Source organism: Acidovorax sp. (genome assembly GCF_046294525.1).
GTDB lineage: Bacteria > Pseudomonadota > Gammaproteobacteria > Burkholderiales > Burkholderiaceae_C > Acidovorax.
Genome location: NZ_JBKBKQ010000017.1, coordinates 60357 through 79154, shown reverse-complemented (window position 1 = coordinate 79154; position 18798 = coordinate 60357). Strand labels below are relative to the sequence as shown.

At 66.6% G+C, this 18798-nt stretch carries 15 protein-coding genes; 6 read left to right on the top strand and 9 right to left on the bottom strand.

Annotation, left to right across the window (positions count from 1 at the left end; all coding sequences use genetic code 11):
• Positions 1–24: 24 nt before the first annotated feature.
• Complete coding sequence (locus tag ACK4HJ_RS15790; RefSeq protein ID WP_409833324.1) at positions 25–579, bottom strand: winged helix DNA-binding protein; 555 nt, start codon at positions 577–579, stop codon at positions 25–27.
• A 172-nt stretch (positions 580–751) separates the two neighbouring features.
• Here ACK4HJ_RS15790 and ACK4HJ_RS15785 point away from each other — a divergent pair, with 172 nt between their 5' ends.
• From ACK4HJ_RS15785 to ACK4HJ_RS15765, 5 genes are all read left to right on the top strand, one after another.
• Complete coding sequence (locus ACK4HJ_RS15785) at positions 752–1735, top strand: TRAP transporter substrate-binding protein (protein WP_409833323.1); 984 nt, start codon at positions 752–754, stop codon at positions 1733–1735.
• Positions 1736–1751: 16 nt separating this feature from the next.
• The gene (locus ACK4HJ_RS15780) at positions 1752–2261 is read left to right on the top strand and encodes a TRAP transporter small permease (protein ID WP_409833321.1); all 510 of its coding nucleotides are present in this window, start codon (positions 1752–1754) and stop codon (positions 2259–2261) included.
• Between the two features lie 71 nt (positions 2262–2332).
• Positions 2333–3637 (top strand): TRAP transporter large permease, encoded by a 1305-nt coding sequence (locus ACK4HJ_RS15775; RefSeq protein WP_409833318.1) that lies wholly within the window; start codon positions 2333–2335, stop codon positions 3635–3637.
• Positions 3638–3695: 58 nt separating this feature from the next.
• Positions 3696–4082, top strand: a complete 387-nt coding sequence (crcB, locus tag ACK4HJ_RS15770) for a fluoride efflux transporter CrcB (protein WP_409833316.1) — start codon at positions 3696–3698, stop codon at positions 4080–4082.
• A 38-nt stretch (positions 4083–4120) separates the two neighbouring features.
• Positions 4121–4984 carry a TIGR00730 family Rossman fold protein gene (locus ACK4HJ_RS15765; protein WP_409833314.1) on the top strand — a complete coding sequence of 288 codons (864 nt, stop codon included), beginning with the start codon at positions 4121–4123 and terminating at the stop codon, positions 4982–4984.
• 57 nt (positions 4985–5041) lie between these two features.
• On the opposite strand, the gene ACK4HJ_RS15760 is transcribed toward ACK4HJ_RS15765, so the two are convergent.
• The 7 genes from ACK4HJ_RS15760 to ACK4HJ_RS15730 all read right to left on the bottom strand — a co-directional run bounded on the left by ACK4HJ_RS15760 (position 5042) and on the right by ACK4HJ_RS15730 (position 15994).
• Positions 5042–6061 (bottom strand): FecR domain-containing protein, encoded by a 1020-nt coding sequence (locus ACK4HJ_RS15760; RefSeq protein ID WP_409833313.1) that lies wholly within the window; start codon positions 6059–6061, stop codon positions 5042–5044.
• A gap of 28 nt (positions 6062–6089) precedes the next feature.
• Positions 6090–7433, bottom strand: a complete 1344-nt coding sequence (locus tag ACK4HJ_RS15755; protein WP_409833311.1) for a hypothetical protein — start codon at positions 7431–7433, stop codon at positions 6090–6092.
• A gap of 119 nt (positions 7434–7552) precedes the next feature.
• Positions 7553–8755 (bottom strand): MFS transporter, encoded by a 1203-nt coding sequence (locus ACK4HJ_RS15750; RefSeq protein WP_409833310.1) that lies wholly within the window; start codon positions 8753–8755, stop codon positions 7553–7555.
• Positions 8752–10479: a DNA recombination protein RmuC gene (gene rmuC, locus ACK4HJ_RS15745; RefSeq protein ID WP_409833309.1), complete on the bottom strand. Its 1728-nt coding sequence runs from the start codon at positions 10477–10479 to the stop codon at positions 8752–8754. The genes ACK4HJ_RS15750 and rmuC overlap by 4 nt, the downstream gene beginning before the upstream one ends.
• Before the next feature lie 90 nt (positions 10480–10569).
• Entirely contained in the window at positions 10570–11577 is a 1008-nt protein-coding gene (locus tag ACK4HJ_RS15740) for a 2-hydroxyacid dehydrogenase (protein WP_409833308.1), read from the bottom strand.
• Between the two features lie 117 nt (positions 11578–11694).
• Positions 11695–12915: a nicotinate phosphoribosyltransferase gene (pncB, locus tag ACK4HJ_RS15735; RefSeq protein WP_409833306.1), complete on the bottom strand. Its 1221-nt coding sequence runs from the start codon at positions 12913–12915 to the stop codon at positions 11695–11697.
• 205 nt (positions 12916–13120) lie between these two features.
• The gene (locus ACK4HJ_RS15730; RefSeq protein ID WP_409833304.1) at positions 13121–15994 is read right to left on the bottom strand and encodes an EAL domain-containing protein; all 2874 of its coding nucleotides are present in this window, start codon (positions 15992–15994) and stop codon (positions 13121–13123) included.
• A gap of 233 nt (positions 15995–16227) precedes the next feature.
• On the opposite strand from ACK4HJ_RS15730, the gene ACK4HJ_RS15725 reads away from it, so the two are divergent.
• Positions 16228–16590: a PilZ domain-containing protein gene (locus ACK4HJ_RS15725; protein WP_409833302.1), complete on the top strand. Its 363-nt coding sequence runs from the start codon at positions 16228–16230 to the stop codon at positions 16588–16590.
• Between the two features lie 165 nt (positions 16591–16755).
• Here ACK4HJ_RS15725 and ACK4HJ_RS15720 read toward each other — a convergent pair whose 3' ends face one another.
• Positions 16756–18450 carry a long-chain fatty acid--CoA ligase gene (locus ACK4HJ_RS15720; protein ID WP_409833300.1) on the bottom strand — a complete coding sequence of 565 codons (1695 nt, stop codon included), beginning with the start codon at positions 18448–18450 and terminating at the stop codon, positions 16756–16758.
• Positions 18451–18798: the final 348 nt, after the last annotated feature.

Sequence of the window (18798 nt, the reverse complement as noted above, 5' to 3'; positions counted from 1 at the left end):
CAAAAGACCGAAAGGACCGCCGGTTCACAGCGACGCCGCCGAGCGCGCTGCCTGGTCGTACATGCCCGAGAGCACACGCAGCAAACGGGCCAGCTCTCCGATATCGCGGTTCAACGCATCGTCGGCGTTCAGCGCGTCGATGAGGCAGCTCTCGCGGATCTCGCGGTAGCGCTGGACGTAGGCGCGGCCGGTGTCGGTGGCGGCGTAGGTCACTTCCTTGCCGTTCTTTTGCGAGGCCACGACGCCCAGGTTCTGCAGCTTCTTGAGCGCGTAGTTCACCAGGTGCGTGTCTTCCACATTCATGATGAAGCAGATGTCCGCCAGGCGTTTGTCGCGCGCGCGATGTGTCACATGGTGCAGCACCAGCACATCGAGCGGCGTCAGATCCTTGAGCCCTGCCGCCGCCATGCAGTGCACCACCCAGCGGTGGAACGCGTTGCCCGCGACGATGAGGCCGAATTCAAATTCGCTCATCTCCGCGCTCTGCGCCGACACCAGGTGGGCCGACGACACGATGGGCCCGGAGTCGGGCTTGTGTTTGGCCTTGGTTCCGGCGATCGGCTTGGCTTCAGGTTTCATGGCGGATGCGGCCTGTCGGTTGCGCTATTGGCACGGGATATGCATGGGGCATTGTAGGCAAGTCGATGGCAATTTGTTGGCAATTTGTCAGCGTTTAGGCAAAACACCTATCGCAATTTGACCGGCTTCCGATACAGTGATTTGTTACATCCATCTTTGCGGAGCAATATCCATGAAGCGTCGAATCTTCCCCGTCACCGCAGTCAGTCTGGCCCTGGCCGCCGGCTTGTCCGCCACCTCGGCCTTTGCGCAGACCAAGTGGGACCTGGCCGCCGCCTACCCCGCCACCAACTTCCACACCGAGAACATGGTGCAGCTGGCCAACGACGTGGACAAGGCCACCGGCGGCAAGCTCAAGATCACGGTACACGCCAACGCCGCTCTGTTCAAGGCCCCTGAAATCAAGCGCGCCGTGCAGGGCGGGCAGGCGCAGATGGGCGAGATCCTGCTGGCCAACTTCCAGAACGAATGGCAACTCTTCGGCGTGGATGGCCTGCCCTTCCTGGCCGACAGCTACGACGCCTCCAAGAAGCTCTACGCCGCGCAAAAGCCTTTCCTTGAAAAGAAGCTGGCCGAGCAAGGCATGGTGCTGCTGTATGCCGTGGCGTGGCCTCCCCAAGGCATCTACACCAAGAAGCCGCTGGCCTCTGCGGCCGACCTCAAGGGGATCAAGTGGCGCGCCTACAGCCCTGCCACCGCCCGCATTGCCGAGCTGGTGGGCGCCCAGCCCGTCACGGTGCAGGCCGCAGAGTTCTCGCAGGCCCTGGCCACGGGCGTGGTCGAATCGACCATGACCTCGGGCGCCACCGGTGTGGACAGCAAGCTGTACGAGCACCTCAAGTTCTACTACGACACCCAGGCCTGGCTGCCCAAGAACGCCGTGCTGGTGAACAAGAAGGCGTTTGACGCGCTCGACAAGGCGAGCCAGGACGCGCTGCTGAAGGCCGGAGCCGACGCCGAAGCACGCGGCTGGGCCAACAGCGCCAAGGTCAACACCGACACCGTGGCCAAGCTCAAGGCCAATGGCATGGCGGTCGAGGCGCCGCCTGCGCAGCTGAAGGCCGACATGGCCAAGGTAGGCGACACCATGCTCAAGGAATGGCTCGACAAGGCCGGCCCCGAGGGCAAGGCACTGATCGACGCCTACCGCAAGTAAAAAGCCCGCCTGCCCCATGCGTCGATTGCTCGATTTTGTGTATGACGGTGCGGCCGCTGTGGCAGCACTTTTCATGGTGTGCCTCTTGGGCATGGTGCTGTTGTCCATCATCAGCCGCCAGCTGCACTTTCATGTGCCGGGCACCGACGCGTATGCAGGCTACCTGATGGCCGCCGCCGGGTTCCTGGCGCTGGCCCATACCTTGAAGCGCGGCGAGCATATCCGTGTGACGCTTCTGCTCAACGCGCTCAGGGGGCGCTGGAGACGCGGTTTCGAGCTGTGGGCTCTGGGCATTGCCACCCTGCTGGCCGTGCTGTTTGCCTACTACAGCTGCAAGCTCGCCTGGCAGTCGCACGAGTTCCACGACATCTCCACCGGCAGCGATGCCACACCGCTGTGGATTCCGCAGATCGCCATGGCCCTGGGCACCGTGGTGCTGGCGCTGGCCTTTGTGGACGAGCTCGTGATGGAGCTGCTGGGCCGTCGCGCGCGCCAGAACCCCGACGAGCAGCTGCGCAATGAATAGCCATAGCGCGCACCGCCCTCGCAGTACCACCGCAACGCCCCCCACATTCAACGCCCCGCGGCTCCCTGATCATGAGTGACCTTGCCATTACCGGCCTGCTGGTGCTTTCGCTGTTCCTGATCCTGGGCAGCGGGGTCTGGATCGGGCTCACGCTGTCGGGCGTGGCCTGGATCGGCATGCAGCTGTTTTCGTCGCGCCCGGCGGGCGATGCGATGGCCGTAACCATCTGGGGTTCGGCATCCAGCTGGACGCTCACCGCCCTGCCCCTTTTCATCTGGATGGGCGAGATCCTGTTTCGCACGCGGCTGTCGCAAGACATGTTCAAGGGGCTGGCGCCCTGGGTGCAAGCCCTCCCGGGCCGCCTGCTGCACACCAACGTGGTGGGCTGCACGATCTTTGCCGCGGTGTCCGGCTCCAGCGCGGCCACCTGCGCCACCATCGGCAAGATGACGCTGCCCGAACTGCGACGGCGCGGCTATCCCGACAACATGATCGTGGGCACGCTCGGCGGCGCCAGCACGCTGGGCCTGCTGATTCCGCCGTCCATCATCATGATCGTGTACGGCGTATCGGCCGAAGTTTCCATCTCCCAGCTTTTCATTGCCGGGGTACTGCCCGGTCTACTGCTGGGTTGCCTGTTCTCGGGTTACATCATGCTGTGGGCGTTGCGCAACCCCGATCAGGTGCCTGCCGCCGATGTGCGCATGACCTTCATGCAGAAGCTGTCGGAGTCGCGCAGCCTGATCCCGGTGGTCCTGCTGATTGCAGCAGTGCTGGGCTCCATCTACTCCGGCTTCGCCACGGCCACCGAGGCCGCCGCCGTGGGCGTGGTGGGCTCGCTGGTGCTGTCTGCGGTGCAGGGCTCGATGAACTGGGCAACATTCAAGGCCTCGCTGATGGGTGCCACGCGGCTGTACTGCATGATTGCGCTGATCCTGGCAGGCGCCGCCTTCCTCACGCTCTCGATGGGTTACATCGGCCTGCCGCGGCACCTGGCCGAATGGATTGCCTCGCTGGGCCTCAACCAGGCGCAGCTGATTGCGGCGCTGGCAGTGTTCTTCATCATTCTCGGCTGCTTCCTCGATGGCATATCGATGGTGGTGCTCACCATGGGCGTGCTCATGCCCACGGTGCAGGCTGCGGGTATTGACCCGATCTGGTTCGGCATCTTCATCGTGCTGGTGGTCGAGATGGCGCAGATCACGCCGCCCGTGGGTTTCAACCTCTTCGTGCTGCAGGGCATGACGGGGCGCCAGTTGCCCTGGATCGCCAAGGTCACGATGCCCATGTTCTTTCTGATGTGCGCGGCCGTGGCACTGATCTATTTGTTCCCGGGCATCGTCACCTGGCTGCCCACGCAGATGGCCGCCCGCTGAGCCGCATCTGCGCCATCGCCCGGCCCGGCAGGCCCGGGGCCTGAGAGACAATGCCGCCATGTTGCATGTACTTGCCATTTGCCTTGGAGCCAGTGCTGGCGCGCTGTTGCGCTGGCGCCTGGGCCTGTGGCTGAGCCCCGGGGGGCTGCTGCCCTGGGGCACCCTGGCCGCCAACCTGATGGGCGGCTATCTGGTGGGGCTGTGTGTGGCGTTCTTTCATGCCATGCCGCAACTCGATCCGGTCTGGCGGCTGGCGCTGATCACCGGGTTTCTCGGCGCGCTCACCACGTTCTCCAGCTTTTCGGCCGAGGTGGTCGACATGCTGATGGCGCAGCGCTATGGCCTCGCGTTGGGTACCGTGGGCCTGCACCTTGCAGGCTCGCTGTCGCTCACCATGCTGGGCATTGCAACAAGTTCATATTTCATAGCATCTCGCGCAAGCTAGATAAGCGCCAGAGGCACTTTTTACCTATATTTTCGCCCATGGATGCCAACACCCAACTGAACGAACGCCGCCTGGCCGATGCCTGGGCCGAGCTGCAAAACCACTCGGCCAGCGGCAACCCGCTGCATGCCGATGCCTACCGCCTGGCGTTCGCCGACCCGGAATTCCTCTTCCGCCGCGAGACGCGGGGCATCCGCTTTCAACTCGAGATGCTCAAACCCGACCTGGGCCAGGCCGAGCAAGGCATCGAGAACACGGTTGTCGTCTACGGCAGCGCCCGCTTTGTTGCGCCCGACGAGGCAGCAGCACAGCTGGCAGACGCCGAAGCCAGTGGCGATGAAGTGCGGCTTTCGCGGGCGCGTCTGGCGGTGCGGAATGCGCGCTACTACGACCTGGCCCGCCAGTTCGCCAAACTCGTTGCCGAATACAGCGAGCGCCAGCGGCCTGGCGACCGCATCTACGTCTGCACAGGCGGCGGGCCCGGCATCATGGAAGCCGCCAACCGGGGCGCGCACGAGGCCGGCGCACTGAACGTGGGGTTGAACATCGCCCTGCCCCACGAACAAAGCGGCAACCGCTTCATCTCACCATCGCTGTCGTTCAAGTTCCACTACTTTGCGCTGCGCAAGATGCACTTCATGATGCGCGCAAAGGCACTGGTGGCCTTTCCGGGCGGCTTCGGCACGCTGGACGAGCTGTTTGAAGTGCTCACGCTGGTACAGACCGGCAAGGCCAAGCCCGTGCCCATCGTGCTGTTTGGCACCGACTACTGGAAGCGCCTGATCAACTTCGAGGTGCTTGTGGAAGAAGGCACGATCTCCGCCCAGGACCTCAAGCTGTTCCACTACACCGACGATTCCCAGGAAGCCTGGGAGCTGATCAAGTCGTTCTACCAGTTGTAAGCAAAGCCCGAGCCCCGATGGGCGGGCGCCGCGCCCTCACGCCCATCCTTCGCCCTTCTACCGAATGACCGGTGGCGGCGGGGGGATCGCAATCGGCGGCAGCACGATGATGGGCCGCACGATAGGGGGCAGCACAAAGATCGGCGGTCTTGTCGTGGGCGGCGGCGGCGTTGTCGTCGGCGGTGCGGTGGTGGGTGGCGCCGTGGTGGGCGGTGTCGTCGGAGCTGGCGGGCGCGTGGCGGGGGGCTGCGTCGGCGCCCCGGTGGCTGGCGGCGGCGGCACAAAAGGGTCGCGCGGGTCGGGGGTGGGCACCGGGCCGGGCGCGGGCGGCGGCACCGTCGGGGTCGTCGGCGCGGGCGGTGTTAGCACTGGGGCGGGCTCGGGTGCAGGCGGCGGAGGCACGGGCGTCAAGTCAGCCCCTCCGCGCGATCCTGCCGTCAGCTGCTCGCCCACCATGAAGGGCACGGGCGGCAGCGGCAAGGGGAGCACAGCGCGGGTGTGGGTGTACAGCGGCAGCTGGTCGGTGGCCACCACGCGCACCGATTCGCCGGCCTTTACGCCCACGCAGCCGGCTTGGGTGCATACCTCGACCTCATCCTGCTCGCCAGAGACCAGCAACTCGCCTTGGGCATTGAATGCGATGAGGAACGCGGAGCCGCGGATGCCCACCACGGCTGTGGGCGTGATGACTTTGTAGTTCTGCGGGTTGCGCTTGCCGATGAGGCCTGTCACCGCGCGCATGCCGCCGCGCAGCAGGTTGACGACAAAGTTCTCCTCCGCGGGGTTGCCGGTATCGGCATAGCGGGTGACGGTGAACTGCGAGTCCGGGTACAGCGCCACCAGGCCGCCGTCCGAAAAGCGGATCTGCGCACGCCCTGCCGAGCCGGTCAGGATCACATCGCCGCTCTCCACGGCCACGCCCTGGACGACGGCGGACACCTCAGAGCCGCGGCGCAGCTGCACCTCTCCGGTGGCGAACTGCACGGCACCCGCGGCCGCAAAGCCCTGCACCGGCCAGGCGGCCACCATCGCCATCCAGACGGCGAGCCGGGAAGAAGGAAAGTTGGACTGCTGCATCGCGCGCTCCCTCGGGGTCATGCCTGGTTCAGAACTCGCGCCGCAGCGTGACGGAAAAAACGCGGCGGTCGTAGTCGGTGATGGGAAGCGTGGAGTCGTTGTGCGTCAGCGCCCACTGGGGGGTGATGCGCCAGCCCGGCGCGGGCAGCCACGACACGCCCAGCACCCAATGCGTCTGGCGGTCGCGCCGGGTGACACCGAAGAATGGATCGGTGGCGCCATAGCGGCGCTCTTCCACATTGAGGTGCGTGAACGCCGCCCACTGCGGGCTGATGGCCCACTGCACGCCACCGCGCAAACCCGCCAGGTCGTAGCCCAGGTTGTCCACGCCGCTCGCGCTCGGCGATTCCTGCCCCGCGTACAGCCCCGCATAGAATAGGCTGCCATTGCGCATGACATGCACGTATGAGGTGCCCCCCACCGTGCGGCGCGCGTTGCGCAGGCCCTGAGCGGGGTAGCGCAGGCTTTGCACCTGCAAGAAGGTGTCCCACTGCCGGAAGCCATCGAGCCGGTAGATCCACTCGCCCAGCAGCCCGCCGATGTTGCGCAGCGTGTCGCCGTCCTGGCGGTAGGTGGCGCCCTGCGCGCTCAGCATCCACTCGTGCCGCTCGATGCGGTACGACACGCCGGCATTCACGTCCAGTTGCTGGCTGTCGTAGGGCCTGCCCGCGCCGGAATGCCCGCGTACCTCGGCCGTGGCAGCGCCGATGAGCGACCAGCGCGCGTCCAGCACATGCCGCCCACGGACATTGCCCAGCAGTGCCGCATAGGTGGCGCGCTGCTCGGCAGAACCGGGCGCCAGCGCCCACGGCGGCGTGCCGGGGGGCGACAGCGCAGGCGCGTCCGGCCCCGGTCCCACGTTGACGTTGGAATCCCGCGCCAGAGTGAAGTCGATGTGGCCCTTCCAGGTCGAAAGGCCTTCATGCCCCATGCGGTCGTACGACACCAGAAACTGGTCGATGCTGAGCGCCGCATCCACCGGGATAGCGCGCATGCGCACCTGCTCGGCCAGTGCCTGCACGCCGCGCCGGTCGCCCACGGCATGCAGTGCGCGGGCTAGTTCTACCTGGGCGGCCAGGTTGTCGGGCTGGGTCGCCACCACCCGCTCCCAAGCCATGACCGCTCGGCTGTATTGCGCCGCGGCAAACGCGGCATGTCCCATGGCGGTGTCAAAGGCAGGGTCGCCAGCGCGCTCGGCCTCCTGCGCGTCCAGCAGCTGAAAAGCCGCCAGTGCATCGCCCCGCTGCACCAGGGCCTGCGCCTGCTGCACCAGTGTGTCGTCGGCAAGCACCGGTGCGGCGGCAAGCAGGCCCAGCACCGGCACCAGCGCCAGGCGACGAACGGGCCTTAACCACGATGTAACGCTGCGCATGGACTGCCCCCTCTGTGAATGGCGCCAATCTACTCCTTTTTGAAGCATTTGCTTACCCCTGTTCACCACAATGAGCATCCGGCACGACGGGGCCGTTGCCTGCGGCGTCAGGGACTGCATCAGTGCGGGTGGCCCCCTGCCCCGGGCGACACCGGCCCCATGCGCCAGGCCATGCGGGCGCCCGCCCCCACTGTGGCGCCCACCACCCAGAACAGGCCGCCCACGCCGATGACCGCTCCAGCCGTGCCGAACAGCATGGGCATGAGCACGCTGGACGCGTTGATGGCCATGAGCCGCAGGCCCAGCGCCTCGCCGTGGCGGTGTGATGGCGTGATCTGGTGCAGCAGGCTCATCACCATGGGCTGTACGGAGCCCAATGCAAACCCCAGCAGCACCGAGCACACGCCCATGGCCAGCGCGCTGCCGAGAAACGGGTACACGCCAAACAGCACGGCCGTCACCACCATGGCGCCAGCTACCACCACGCGCTCGCGCAGCATCTCGGCCACCAGGGGCATCAGCACGCGGATGACGGCCGCGGCGACGGCAAATGCGCCCAGGATGGAGCCGATGACCGAGGCCGACAGTCCCCGCTCGTGTCCCAGCAGCGGCACGACGAAGGTGTGCACGTCCCAGCATGACGACAGCAGCCAGTTCACGATGAGCAGGCGGCGGAACGGCGGCTCGTTCATCAGGTCCCATGCGCGCTGGGGCGGACCGCCGGCTGCGGCGATCACCGGCGGCAGCTCCACCGTGTCGCGCACCCAGAACCAGGTCAGCAGCGGCAGGATGGCCATGAGCGCAAAGGCCGCGCGGTAGCCCTCGGTGCTGCCCGCCGCAGCGCCCGACAAGGCCCCGGCGTGGTCGATCATGAGGCCCGCGCAGAACGGACCGATGAAGTTGGACACCGCCGGCCCGATGGCCAGCCAGCTGAACACCTGCTTGAGCTGCGTGGCGTCGTGCGCGGCGCGGCCCACATGGCGCTGCAGCGCAATGGTGGCCGCGCCTGTGGCGCCACCCGTCAGCAGCGCCGCCAGGCACAGCACGGCAAACACCGGAAACACGAGCGCCAACCCCGCGCCCGCTGCCGCCACCGCCACCGCATAACCCACCGGCCGCTTCAGCCCGTGGCGGTCGGCGTAGCGGCCTGCAGGCAGTGCCAAAAACACCTGTGTCAGCGCAAACAGCGCCAGCAGCACGCCGACGGCCGCTGCGCTGTAGCCCTCGCGCAGCGCCAGCAGCGGCGCGGCCATGCGCATGCCGGCCATGCACGCGTGGATGCAGACCTGCCCCAGAATCAAGCGGGCCAGCGCCCAGTTCACGGCAGGTCGCCCTCGGTGTCCGGGCCTGGCAGCGCAGCGTCGTCCACGCCCGGCAGGGCTGGGTTGGCCGCAGTGCCTGGTGCGGGCAGCTCTTGTACATCGCGCAGGCGGCGCTGGATGGCGCGCGTGCGCACGCCCACCTCGTCAAACTTGCGGGCGGCGGCGTCGATGGACTTTTTGGTCGCCTCCACCACGTCGCCAAACTTGGCGAACTCGGTTTTCACCACGCCAAGCAGGCTCCACACCTCGGACGAGCGCTTTTCAATGGCCAGGGTCTTGAAGCCCATCTGCAGGCTGTTCAGCATGGCAGCCAGGTTGGCCGGGCCGGTGATCATCACGCGGCACTCGTTCTGCACGGCTTCCACCAAACCGGGGCGGCGCATCACTTCGGCAAACAAACCTTCAGTGGGCAGGTAGAGCACGGCAAAGTCGGTGGTGTACGGGGGCGACACGTACTTGGCGAAGATCTTTTTCGCCTCCAGCCGGATGGACGCCTCGAACGCATTGCCCGCTGACAACACGGCCGCCTTGTCCGCCGCGTCCTGCGCGTCCAGCAGGCGCTGGTACTGCTCCACCGGGTACTTGGAATCGATGGGCAGCCACACCGGGTGCTCGTCGCTCCTGCCCGGCAGGCGGATGGCAAACTCCACCAGCTCGTCGCTGCCCGGAACGGTCTTGACGTTGCGCGCAAACTGCTCGGGCGTGAGCACGTTGTCGATGATGGCGCCCAGCTGCATCTCCCCCCAGGTGCCGCGCGTCTTCACGTTGGTCATCACGCGCTTCAAGTCACCCACGCTGCCGGCCAGGGTCTGCATCTCGCCCAGGCCCTTGTGCACCTGCTCCAGCCGGTCACTGACCAGCTTGAAGGATTCGCCCAGGCGCTGCTCCAACGTGGCGTGCAGTTTTTCGTCCACCGTGCGGCGCATTTCCTCCAGCTTGGTGGCGTTGTCGGCCTGGATGGCGCCCAGGCGCTCGTTGAGCGCGGTGCGCAGCTGCTCGGCGTTGTGCTGGCTGCCCTGCACCATGCCGGCCAGCTGCTGCGACACGGCGTCTTGCAGCACGGCAAACTGGTTCCTGATTTGGCTGCCGTTGGCTTCGAGCTGGTCCTTGAGCGCAGAGGACATGGCGCCCAGCTGCGTGTGGATGTCGCCCTTGAGCGAATCCAGCGTGCCGCGCGTGGCAGCCTGCAGCGCCTCAAAGCGCTCCTGGATGCGCTTTTCAAACAGCGCCGCGCTCTCGGCCATGGCTTCGCGCGACTTGACGCTTTCGCCCGCCAGCGCACCGGTGGTGGCGGTGAGTTCCGTGCGAAAACCGGCCAGTGTGTCTGACAGCTCCTTGCGCGCCAGCGCCGCCTCGGCTTGGCCCTGGGCCAGCCGCTGCTCCAGCCGGCCCTCGAACGCGCCAAACGCGGCCAACAGCTCCGCCCGGCCCGTGCGCGATTCGCCCACGGCCTGCGCCAGGCGCTCGTCCACCGCGCTGCGCAGCGCCTCCAGTTGGTGCTGCGTGGCCTGCGTAAAGCCCGACAGTTGCTGGGCCAGGGCGTCCATGGCGCCGTCGTTGCGGGCGACCGCCAAGCGTGTGGCCTGCGCCGTGGCCTCCAGCGCCTGCAGGCGCGCCAGCCACTCGGCAGGCAGGTCCACGCGCGGGCGGCGCAGCAACACCAGGACGAGCAATACCACTACCAGGGCAAGCGCCGCCAGCAATACAAGGGTCTCAGAAGTCAAGGTCAGATACTATATTTTTGATAGCTGCTAGCGCTTACTGGATAAGCGCTAGCAGCCAATTTGATTAAAAATTTTCCTCACAGCCAGCCGTCAGTGCGCCAACGCACGCGCTGCGGCGGCGGCCGGCAGCGGCGTGTTGACGGGCGTGAGCGGCCCGCGCCCATCAAAAAATGCAATGAGGTTGTCGGCCGCCAGGTTGGCCATGGCGCGGCGCGTGGGCACAGTGGCGCTGGCAATGTGCGGAGTGAGCACCACGTTGGGCACGGCCAGCAGGTCGGGGTGCACGCTGGGTTCACCTTCAAACACGTCCAGTCCCGCCGCCGCAATGCGCCCTGCGCGCAGAGCGGCGGCCAGCGCGGCATCATCCACAATGCCGCCGCGCGCAATGTTGACCAGCGTGGCCGTGGGCTTCATCAGCGCCAGCTCGGCCGCGCCGATGGTGTGGTGCGATTCGGCGGTGTAGGGCACCACCAGCACCACGTGGTCGGCCGTGCGCAGCAGCTCTTCCTTGCCGACATAGCTGGCCTTGCACTCGGCCTCCAGTGCGGCGGGCAGGCGCGACCGGTTGTGATAGACCACCTTCATGCCAAAGCCGTGCGCGCCGCGCCGGGCAATGCCCTGGCCGATGCGACCCATGCCGATGATGCCCAGTGTGCTGCCGTGCACGTCGCTGCCGGCAAACATGTCGTAGCTCCACTTCGTCCACTTTCCGGCACGCAGGAAATGCTCGCTCTCGGCCATGCGGCGGGCCGTGGCCATCAGCAAGGCGAAGCCGAAGTCGGCCGTGGTTTCGGTCAGCACGTCGGGTGTGTTGGTGCCCTGCACGCCTGCGGCCGCCATGGCGTCCACGTCAAAGTTGTTGTAGCCCACGGCCATGTTGGCTGCAATGCGCAGCTGGGGCGCAGCCGCCAGCAGGGCTGCGTCGATGCGCTGGCTGCCGGTGGTCAGCACGCCATGTTTGTTGGCCAAGCGCGCGGCCAGCTCGCCGGGCGTCCAGACCACGTCGTCGGGGTTGTCCTGCACCTCAAAGTGCTGGCGCAGGCGGTCCACGATGTCCGGGAAGATGGCGCGGGCAACAAGAATGCGGGGCTGGGTCATGGCAAGGGTGTGGATAGCAGGGTGTGGATGCGGGAGCTGTTGAAAGCGCGGTTGCCCGGTGGCACGGCGGCCCGCCTGCGGCAGCGCGCCGGGTGGCGCACAGGGGCGCAGTGAGCGTTACGCCGTGCTGGGGATGTCGAACACCTGGCGCAGGTAAGCCAGGTATTTCTCGTCATCGCACATGCCTTTGCCGGGCGTGTCCGACAGCTTGGCCACGGGCTGGTCGTTGCAGCGCGTCATCTTGATGACCACCTGCAGCGGCTCATGCGCGGGCGGGCTGCCCAGGTCGTTGGTCAGGTTGGTGCCAATGCCAAAGGCCAGCTGGCAGCGCCCGCGGAACTGCTGGTACAGCTCGATGGTGCGCGGCACGGTAAGCGCGTCGCTGAAGATGAGCGTCTTGGTCAGCGGGTCCACGCGGTTCTTGCGGTAGTGGTCCAGCAGGCGCTCGCCCCAGGCGAAGGGGTCCCCGCTGTCGTGGCGTGCGCCGTCAAACAGCTTGCAGAAGTACAGGTCGAAATCCCGCAAAAAGGCGCTCATGCCGTACACGTCCGACAGCGCAATGCCCAGGTCGCCGCGGTATTCCTTGGCCCACATTTCAAAGCCGAACACCTGGCTGTCGCGCAGGCGCGGGCCCAGCGCCTGGCAGGCCTGCAGATACTCATGCGCCATGGTGCCCAGCGGGGTCACGCCCAGCTTCATCGCATACAGCACGTTGCTGGTGCCGGCAAACTGGCCCGGCCCAGCGGGCGAACCCGGGCGCCGGTCGCCGGTGCCCAGGCGCGCCACCAGCACGCGCAGGACTTCTTCATGCCAGGCGCGGCTGAAACGGCGGCGCGTGCCGTAGTCGGCAATCTTGAGGTCGGCCAGCCCCTCGCCCTGCAGCTGCGCGATCTTGGTGTCCAGCCGGCGGCGGCCTTCGGGAAAGTCGGGCACCTTCTGCGTGTTGCGGAAGTAGACCTCATTCACGATGGCCAGCACCGGAATCTCGAACAGGATGGTGTGCAGCCAGGGCCCGCGAATGGCGATGTCCAGCTCGCCATCGGGCTGGGGCGTGACGGTGATGTATTTCTCGTTGAGCTTGAACAGCCCCAGAAAGTCCACAAAGTCGCTCTTGATGAAGCGCAGGGACCGCAGGTAGGCCAGTTCGGCGTCCTGGAAATGAAGGCTGCACAGCGACCGGATCTCGTCGCGAATCTCGTTGGCAAACGGGGCCAGCTGCACGCCGGGGTTGCGGCACTTGAACTTGTATTCCACCTGCGCCCCCGGAAACTGGTGCAGCACCACCTGCATCATGGTGAACTTGTACAGGTCGGTGTCGAGCAGGCTGGTGATGATCATGAACGGAGCGGGTGGCCGCAGGGGGGCGACGAAGCCGCAAAGTGTAGGCCATCGCTGCCGGCGGCGCAGGGCGTGCGCAGCTTGTGCCCGGCGGCCACTCTCACGCAGTGGCGCTTCTAGATTTTTGATAAAAATCGGGCTCTAGCGCTTAGCCATAAAGCGCTGGCAGCTATAAAAACATGAGTGGTCGGCCGATTCGGAGCGGTCAGTTTTGCGCGGCGACCTCGGCCGCTTGCCGCAGTGCGCTGGCCGGGCCAGGGCGGCCAAACAGGTAGCCCTGCCAGAAGTGGCAGCCCAGGCTGGCCAGCATGTCGCGCTGGGCTTCGGTTTCCACCCCTTCGGCGATCACGCCCAGGTCCAGGCTTTGCGCCAGCGTGACGATGGTGCGCGCGATGGTGGCGTCGTTGGCATCGGTGAGCAGTTCACGCACAAAGCCCTGGTCGATCTTGAGCTGGGTAAGCGGCAGGCGCTTGAGGTAGGCCAGCGACGAATAGCCGGTGCCAAAGTCGTCCAGCGAAAAGCCCAGGCCCAGCGCGCGCAGCGTGGTCATGCGCTCGATGGTGTCTTCCACGTCGTCCAGCAGCAGGGTTTCGGTCAGCTCCAGCTTCAGGCGGCGCGGATTGGCGCCGGTTTCCTCCAGCAGGCCCAGCACCTCGTCCACAAAGTGCGGGTGGCGGAACTGCCGCGCGCTCACGTTAACGGCCAGCGTCCAGTGCGCGGTCAGCGGGTCCTGCGCCCATTCCACCAGTTGCTGGCAGGCGGTGCGCAAGATCCATGCGCCCAGCGGCACGATAAGGCCCGAGGCCTCGGCCACCGGGATGAATTCGGCCGGCGACACCAGGCCGCGCTGCGGGTGCTGCCAGCGCACCAGCGCCTCGGCCCCCACGATGCCCTGGTGCTGGCTGATCTGTACCTGGTAGTGCAGCAGGAACTGGCCGCTGTGCAGCGCATCGCGCAGGCCGGCCTCCAGCGCCGTGCGGGCCGCCACGGCCGCCTGTGTGCGCGGGTCAAAAAACCGCAGCGTGTTGCGACCCGCGCCCTTGGCCTGGTACATGGCCAGGTCGCCGCGCTTGAGCAGCTCGTCCACCGAGCCCAACGCGTCGGCATACAGCGCCACGCCAATGCTGCACGAGCTATGGTGCGCGTGGCCGTCCAGCAGGTAGCTTTGGCCCAGCGCCTGCAACACGGTGCGGCCCACGCCTTCGGCCTGCGCGGCCGCCTCGTGAGCGTGGGGGCTAAGGCCCTCCAGCAGCAGCACAAATTCGTCCCCGCCCAGCCGCGCCACCGTGTCGCCCGTACGCACGCAGCCGCTCAGGCGGGCAGCCACCTGGCGCAGCAACTGGTCGCCGACCTCATGGCCCTGTGTGTCGTTCAGGTCCTTGAAGTTGTCCAAATCCACAAACAGCAGCGCCCCGCCTGCGCCGGACCGCGCGGTGGTAGCCAGGCTGTGCTGCAGCCGGTCGGTCATCAGCCGGCGGTTTGGCAAGCCGGTCAGCGGGTCGTAGAACGCCAGCAGGCGAATTTCCTCTTCGGCCGCCTTGCGGCTGGAGATGTCGGTCTGCGTGCCCACGTAGTGGGTGATGTCACCGTCTGGCGAGCGCACCGCGGTGATGGTGACCCATGCGGGGTACTCCTGACCATCCTTGCGCCGGTTCCATGCCTCCCCCTGCCACACGCCCTGCGTGCGCAGCGTGCTTTGCAGCGCGGAGTAGAACGCTTCGTCGTGCCGGTCAGAAAAGAGATGCCGGGCGGTCTTGCCCACCAGCTCGTCCACCGAATACCCCGTCAGCCGTGCGAACGCCTGGTTGGCCTTCAGGATGCGCTGGTCGGGTCCGGTCACGATCATGCCCTCGAAGGACTCGAACACCGTGGCGGCGATCTGGAGGGACTCTTCAGAGCGCCGCCGCTCGGTGATGTCCGTGGAGATGCCGCACAGCGCGTGGATCCGGCCATCGGCGTGGCGCAGCGGGATTTTGACGGACAGATAGGCCCGGGTCTCGCCGCCGCCTTGCGGCGTGTTCACCTCCTCGGCCTCCAGGGTTTCGCCGTCCTCGATCACACGGCGGTCGTTAGCGCGCAGCTGCGCGGCCGTGGCAGCATCAAAAAAGGCTGCATCCTCCTGCCCCACCACCTCGTGCCCGGTGCGACCGAGCAGTGTCAGCGCCTGGCGGTTGGCATATTGGTAGCGGTAGTCGCGGCCCTTGATGTAGATGAACGCACCCACGCTGTCGAGGATGGTGGCCAGCTTGTGTTCGCTGGCCTGAAGGTGGCGTGTGCGCTCCTGCACCTGTCGCCGCAACAGCACCACCATCAACAGCGCGAGCAGGCTGAAGGCCGCCAGTCCGCCCAGCACCCACCACACCATGGGTGCCATGCGCCCCTCTGGTTCCTGCCCGCCCCAGTGCCGCAGCACGCGCGCATAGGCCGGGTCTGCGCCGCTGCGCCAGTCCTTGACCGAGCGGTCGATGGCGGCCAGCACCTCTGGGTTGCGCCCCAGGCCCGTCACAAAGTAGAGCGTGGCAGGCTGGAACACAATGCCCGTGTCCGCCACCCCATAGCGCGCGGACTGGAAGTTGCCAAACAGGTGGTTGGCAATTGCCGCGTCGGCGTCGCCGCGCTGCACCATCGCAAAGGCTTCCACGAGGCTGGGCGCGCTCACCAGCGAGGTCTGGATGCCGAAGCTGTCCACCATCTGCTGGAAGGTGGCTCTTTGCACCGAACCGCGCAGCACCGCCACCCGCTTGCCCTGCAGGTCAAACAGCGAATGGATGTCGGCGCCCGGTGCACGGTAGACCTGCGACCAGCTGTGCATTACCGGCAGGGTGTGGAAGTCGTACAGCCCTTCCCGCTCGGGGTTGCGGGCCACGTCTGGCATCAAGTCCAGGTGCCCGGCGCGCACGGCGTCCAGGCAGTCCTGCCATTGGCAGGGCACATATTTGAGGGTCCACTGCTCGCGCTCTGCCACCAGTTGCAGCAGGTCCACAAAAATTCCGGACGGCTTGCCTTGGGCGTCCACAAAGATCTTGGGTTCGTTGGAGTACACGCCCACCCGCAGCTCGCGCGGGGCCGCTTGCGCCATCGCACCAGCGCAGAGAACGGCCAGCACAAGGGAACGGCAAGCCGAGCAGCGCAGGCTGCCAGAGCCCAAGGCACCCCACCGGTACGCGCCAGGATTCAACACAGACCCCCTCAGGTGACGGAAAGCCCATGGTAACGAATGCTTGCAAAAACCACCAAAGGGATTCGGAGCACGCGGCCCCCCGCCCGTTGGAGTAGCATCTGCGGACCCCCGCTTCCCCCAAGGAGACAGCGATGCCCCACGAACGCCGCCACTTCGTCCGCGTAGGGTTCGACGCCCCGGCCCTGCTGACCACGGCCACCGACGCGTTCAGCGTGCATGTGATCGACCTCTCGCTCAAGGGCGCCCTCATCATGGCGCCCGCCCAGGCCGAGCTGGAGACCGGCATGCTCTGCCAGATCACCATCCCGCTTGCGGACACCGGCAACCACATCGCCATGTCCACCGAAGTGGCCCACGTGGAAGGCCTGCACACCGGCCTGCTTTGCCGCGGCATCGACCTGGACAGCGTCACCCACCTGCGCCGCCTCATCGAGCTGCAGCTGGGCGACCCGGCGCTGCTGGAGCGGGACCTGGGAGAGCTCGTCAGCGCCTGAGCGGCTCTGACCGCCCTGCTCAGCCGCCCAGGTTCTTCTGGGGATCTTCTGCACGAATCGAGCGGGAAGTGTGCGCTGCGGGTCGGGATGGGCGGCAAGGCGCAAAACGCAGCAATAGCCTTAGCTCGCAGATGCACACGGCGCGGTGATTCGTGCAGAGGATCCCTAGCTACCCTGGCCCTCGGCCTCCTGCAGCGCCCGCCACATCACCTTGCCGCTGCCGCTCTTGGGCAGCGCGTCCACTAACTGCACGATGCGCGGCACCTTGTACACCGCCATGTTCTCGCGGCACCAGTCGATGATGTCCTGCTCGCTCGTGTTGTCCTTGTGCGTGGCACGCAGCACCACCACGGCCTTCACCGTCTCGCCCCGGTAGCTGTCCTTGGCGGCAATGATGCAGGCCTCCTGGATGGCGGGGTGGCGGAACATCAGCGCCTCCACCTCGGCCGGCCACACCTTGAACCCGCTCGCATTGATCATGCGCTTGAGCCGGTCGGTCAGAAAGAAATAGCCGTCCTCATCCATGCGTCCCAGGTCGCCAGAGCGGAAGAAGCGCTTGCCCTCGAATTCGATGAACGCCGCCTCCGTAGCGTCCGGCCGCTTCCAGTAGCCCTCAAACACCTCGGGCCCGTGGATGATGATTTCGCCCTGCTCTCCCACCGGCACCTCCTGCAGTGTGTCCGGGTCCACCACGCGCGCGTCGGTGCTCATGAACGGGATGCCCAGGCACTGCTGTTTGGGGTGGTCCGGGGGGTTGGAATGCGACGGTGCGGCCGTCTCGGTCAGGCCATAGCCTTCGGAGTAGCGCAGGCCGTACTGCTCCAGCAACCGCTGCGCCACCGCCTGCGGCATGGCCGCGCCGCCCCCGCCGATGTACGCCAGGCTCGACAGGTCGTAGCTTGCAAAGTGGGGGCTGCCCAGCAGGTCGATGACCATGGTGGGGATGTTGGTCCAGGTGGTGACGCCGTAGCGCGAGATGAGGCGCCCGGCCAGGTCGCGGTCCCAGCGCGGCATGATCACCAGCGTGGCCGCGCAATAGATGGCCGTGTGCATCACACTCACCATGCCGGTGATGTGGAACATGGGCACCACCGCCAGCGTCACGTTGTCCACCGACCCGCTGCCCCACAACGCCCCCGCCGCCGCGTTGTGCATGATGCTTTTGTGCAAGTGCATGCAGCCCTTGGGCAGCCCGGTCGTGCCGCTGGTGTAGGGCAGCAGCGCCAGGTCGCCCGGCCCCACCTGCAGCGCAGGCGGCGCATCGGTGCAGGCGACCGCACTGGTCCAGTCGTGCGCCTCGCCGCCCTCCAGCGCAGGCAGCGCGTGCCGCGTGCCCAGCCAGTCGCGCCACGCGTCGGGCGGCGCATCCGCACCCTCCACCTGCACGTCAAACGCGTCGGAGAACTGCGTCACGATCAGGTGCGCCAGCCGCTGGGCAGCGGGCAGCGCATTGCTGGCCTTGGCCAGCTCGGGCGCCAGGTCACCCGTGGTGATCGCCACCTTGGTGTCGGGGTCGGTGATGTAGTGCTTCAGTTCCTCAGCCCGGTTCATGGGGTTGACCGGCACCACCACGGCATTGGCCCGCAGGAAGGCAAAGTGCGCCATCACCAGCTGCGGGCAGTTTTGCATGCACAGCACCACCCGGTCGCCCCGCTGCACCCCCAACTGCACCAACCGCGCGGCCAGGCGCTCGGCGCCCTCCATCAGTTGCCGGTAGCTCAGCGTGCTGCCAAAAAAGACGAGTGCCGCCTTGTCCGGGTAGCGGCGCGCGCTGATGGCCAGGTTGTCCCACAGCGAGGTGGCGGGCAAGGTGATGGACTTGGGCAGGCGCTGGGGCCAGAACTTGTAGTGAGGGCGCATGGGGCAGAGAGTCTCCTTGTGCCCTCCAGCCTAGAGCCCGCCTGCAACGCAAGCAAGGGGAAAGGCCCGGTGCGCGGTCACCCAGGTGACGGCTATCTCCGCATCTTGATAGCAGAAGACGACCCCGGCGGCCTGCGCATCGTCGAAAGGTAGAACCGACTCGGCAAGGCACTGTTGTTACCGCGTACCGTGTTGCCGCAGGTCAAGGCTCGGCGCGAACTGGCGCAGGCCGGCGTCTAGGCAGATTGCAGCGACCTTGGCGAGGTGATAGAAGAATGAGTGGGCGCTCGACTGTTTACCGCTGACGGGACAGAGTGCTACTGCCAGCAGCCCTCTTGGCCTGGTACT

What these genes read in the sequence shown, in the direction of transcription:
- pncB (WP_409833306.1), bottom strand. Translation starts at nt 12,915, where the DNA reads ATGATCATCACCAGCCTGCTCGACACCGACCTGTACAAGTTCACCATG.
- ACK4HJ_RS15765 (WP_409833314.1), top strand. Translation starts at nt 4,121, where the DNA reads ATGGATGCCAACACCCAACTGAACGAACGCCGCCTGGCCGATGCCTGG.
- ACK4HJ_RS15720 (WP_409833300.1), bottom strand. Translation starts at nt 18,450, where the DNA reads ATGCGCCCTCACTACAAGTTCTGGCCCCAGCGCCTGCCCAAGTCCATC.
- ACK4HJ_RS15790 (WP_409833324.1), bottom strand. Translation starts at nt 579, where the DNA reads ATGAAACCTGAAGCCAAGCCGATCGCCGGAACCAAGGCCAAACACAAG.
- ACK4HJ_RS15785 (WP_409833323.1), top strand. Translation starts at nt 752, where the DNA reads ATGAAGCGTCGAATCTTCCCCGTCACCGCAGTCAGTCTGGCCCTGGCC.
- ACK4HJ_RS15780 (WP_409833321.1), top strand. Translation starts at nt 1,752, where the DNA reads ATGCGTCGATTGCTCGATTTTGTGTATGACGGTGCGGCCGCTGTGGCA.
- ACK4HJ_RS15730 (WP_409833304.1), bottom strand. Translation starts at nt 15,994, where the DNA reads ATGGCGCAAGCGGCCCCGCGCGAGCTGCGGGTGGGCGTGTACTCCAAC.
- ACK4HJ_RS15775 (WP_409833318.1), top strand. Translation starts at nt 2,333, where the DNA reads ATGAGTGACCTTGCCATTACCGGCCTGCTGGTGCTTTCGCTGTTCCTG.
- crcB (WP_409833316.1), top strand. Translation starts at nt 3,696, where the DNA reads ATGTTGCATGTACTTGCCATTTGCCTTGGAGCCAGTGCTGGCGCGCTG.
- ACK4HJ_RS15725 (WP_409833302.1), top strand. Translation starts at nt 16,228, where the DNA reads ATGCCCCACGAACGCCGCCACTTCGTCCGCGTAGGGTTCGACGCCCCG.
- ACK4HJ_RS15755 (WP_409833311.1), bottom strand. Translation starts at nt 7,433, where the DNA reads ATGCGCAGCGTTACATCGTGGTTAAGGCCCGTTCGTCGCCTGGCGCTG.
- ACK4HJ_RS15760 (WP_409833313.1), bottom strand. Translation starts at nt 6,061, where the DNA reads ATGCAGCAGTCCAACTTTCCTTCTTCCCGGCTCGCCGTCTGGATGGCG.
- ACK4HJ_RS15740 (WP_409833308.1), bottom strand. Translation starts at nt 11,577, where the DNA reads ATGACCCAGCCCCGCATTCTTGTTGCCCGCGCCATCTTCCCGGACATC.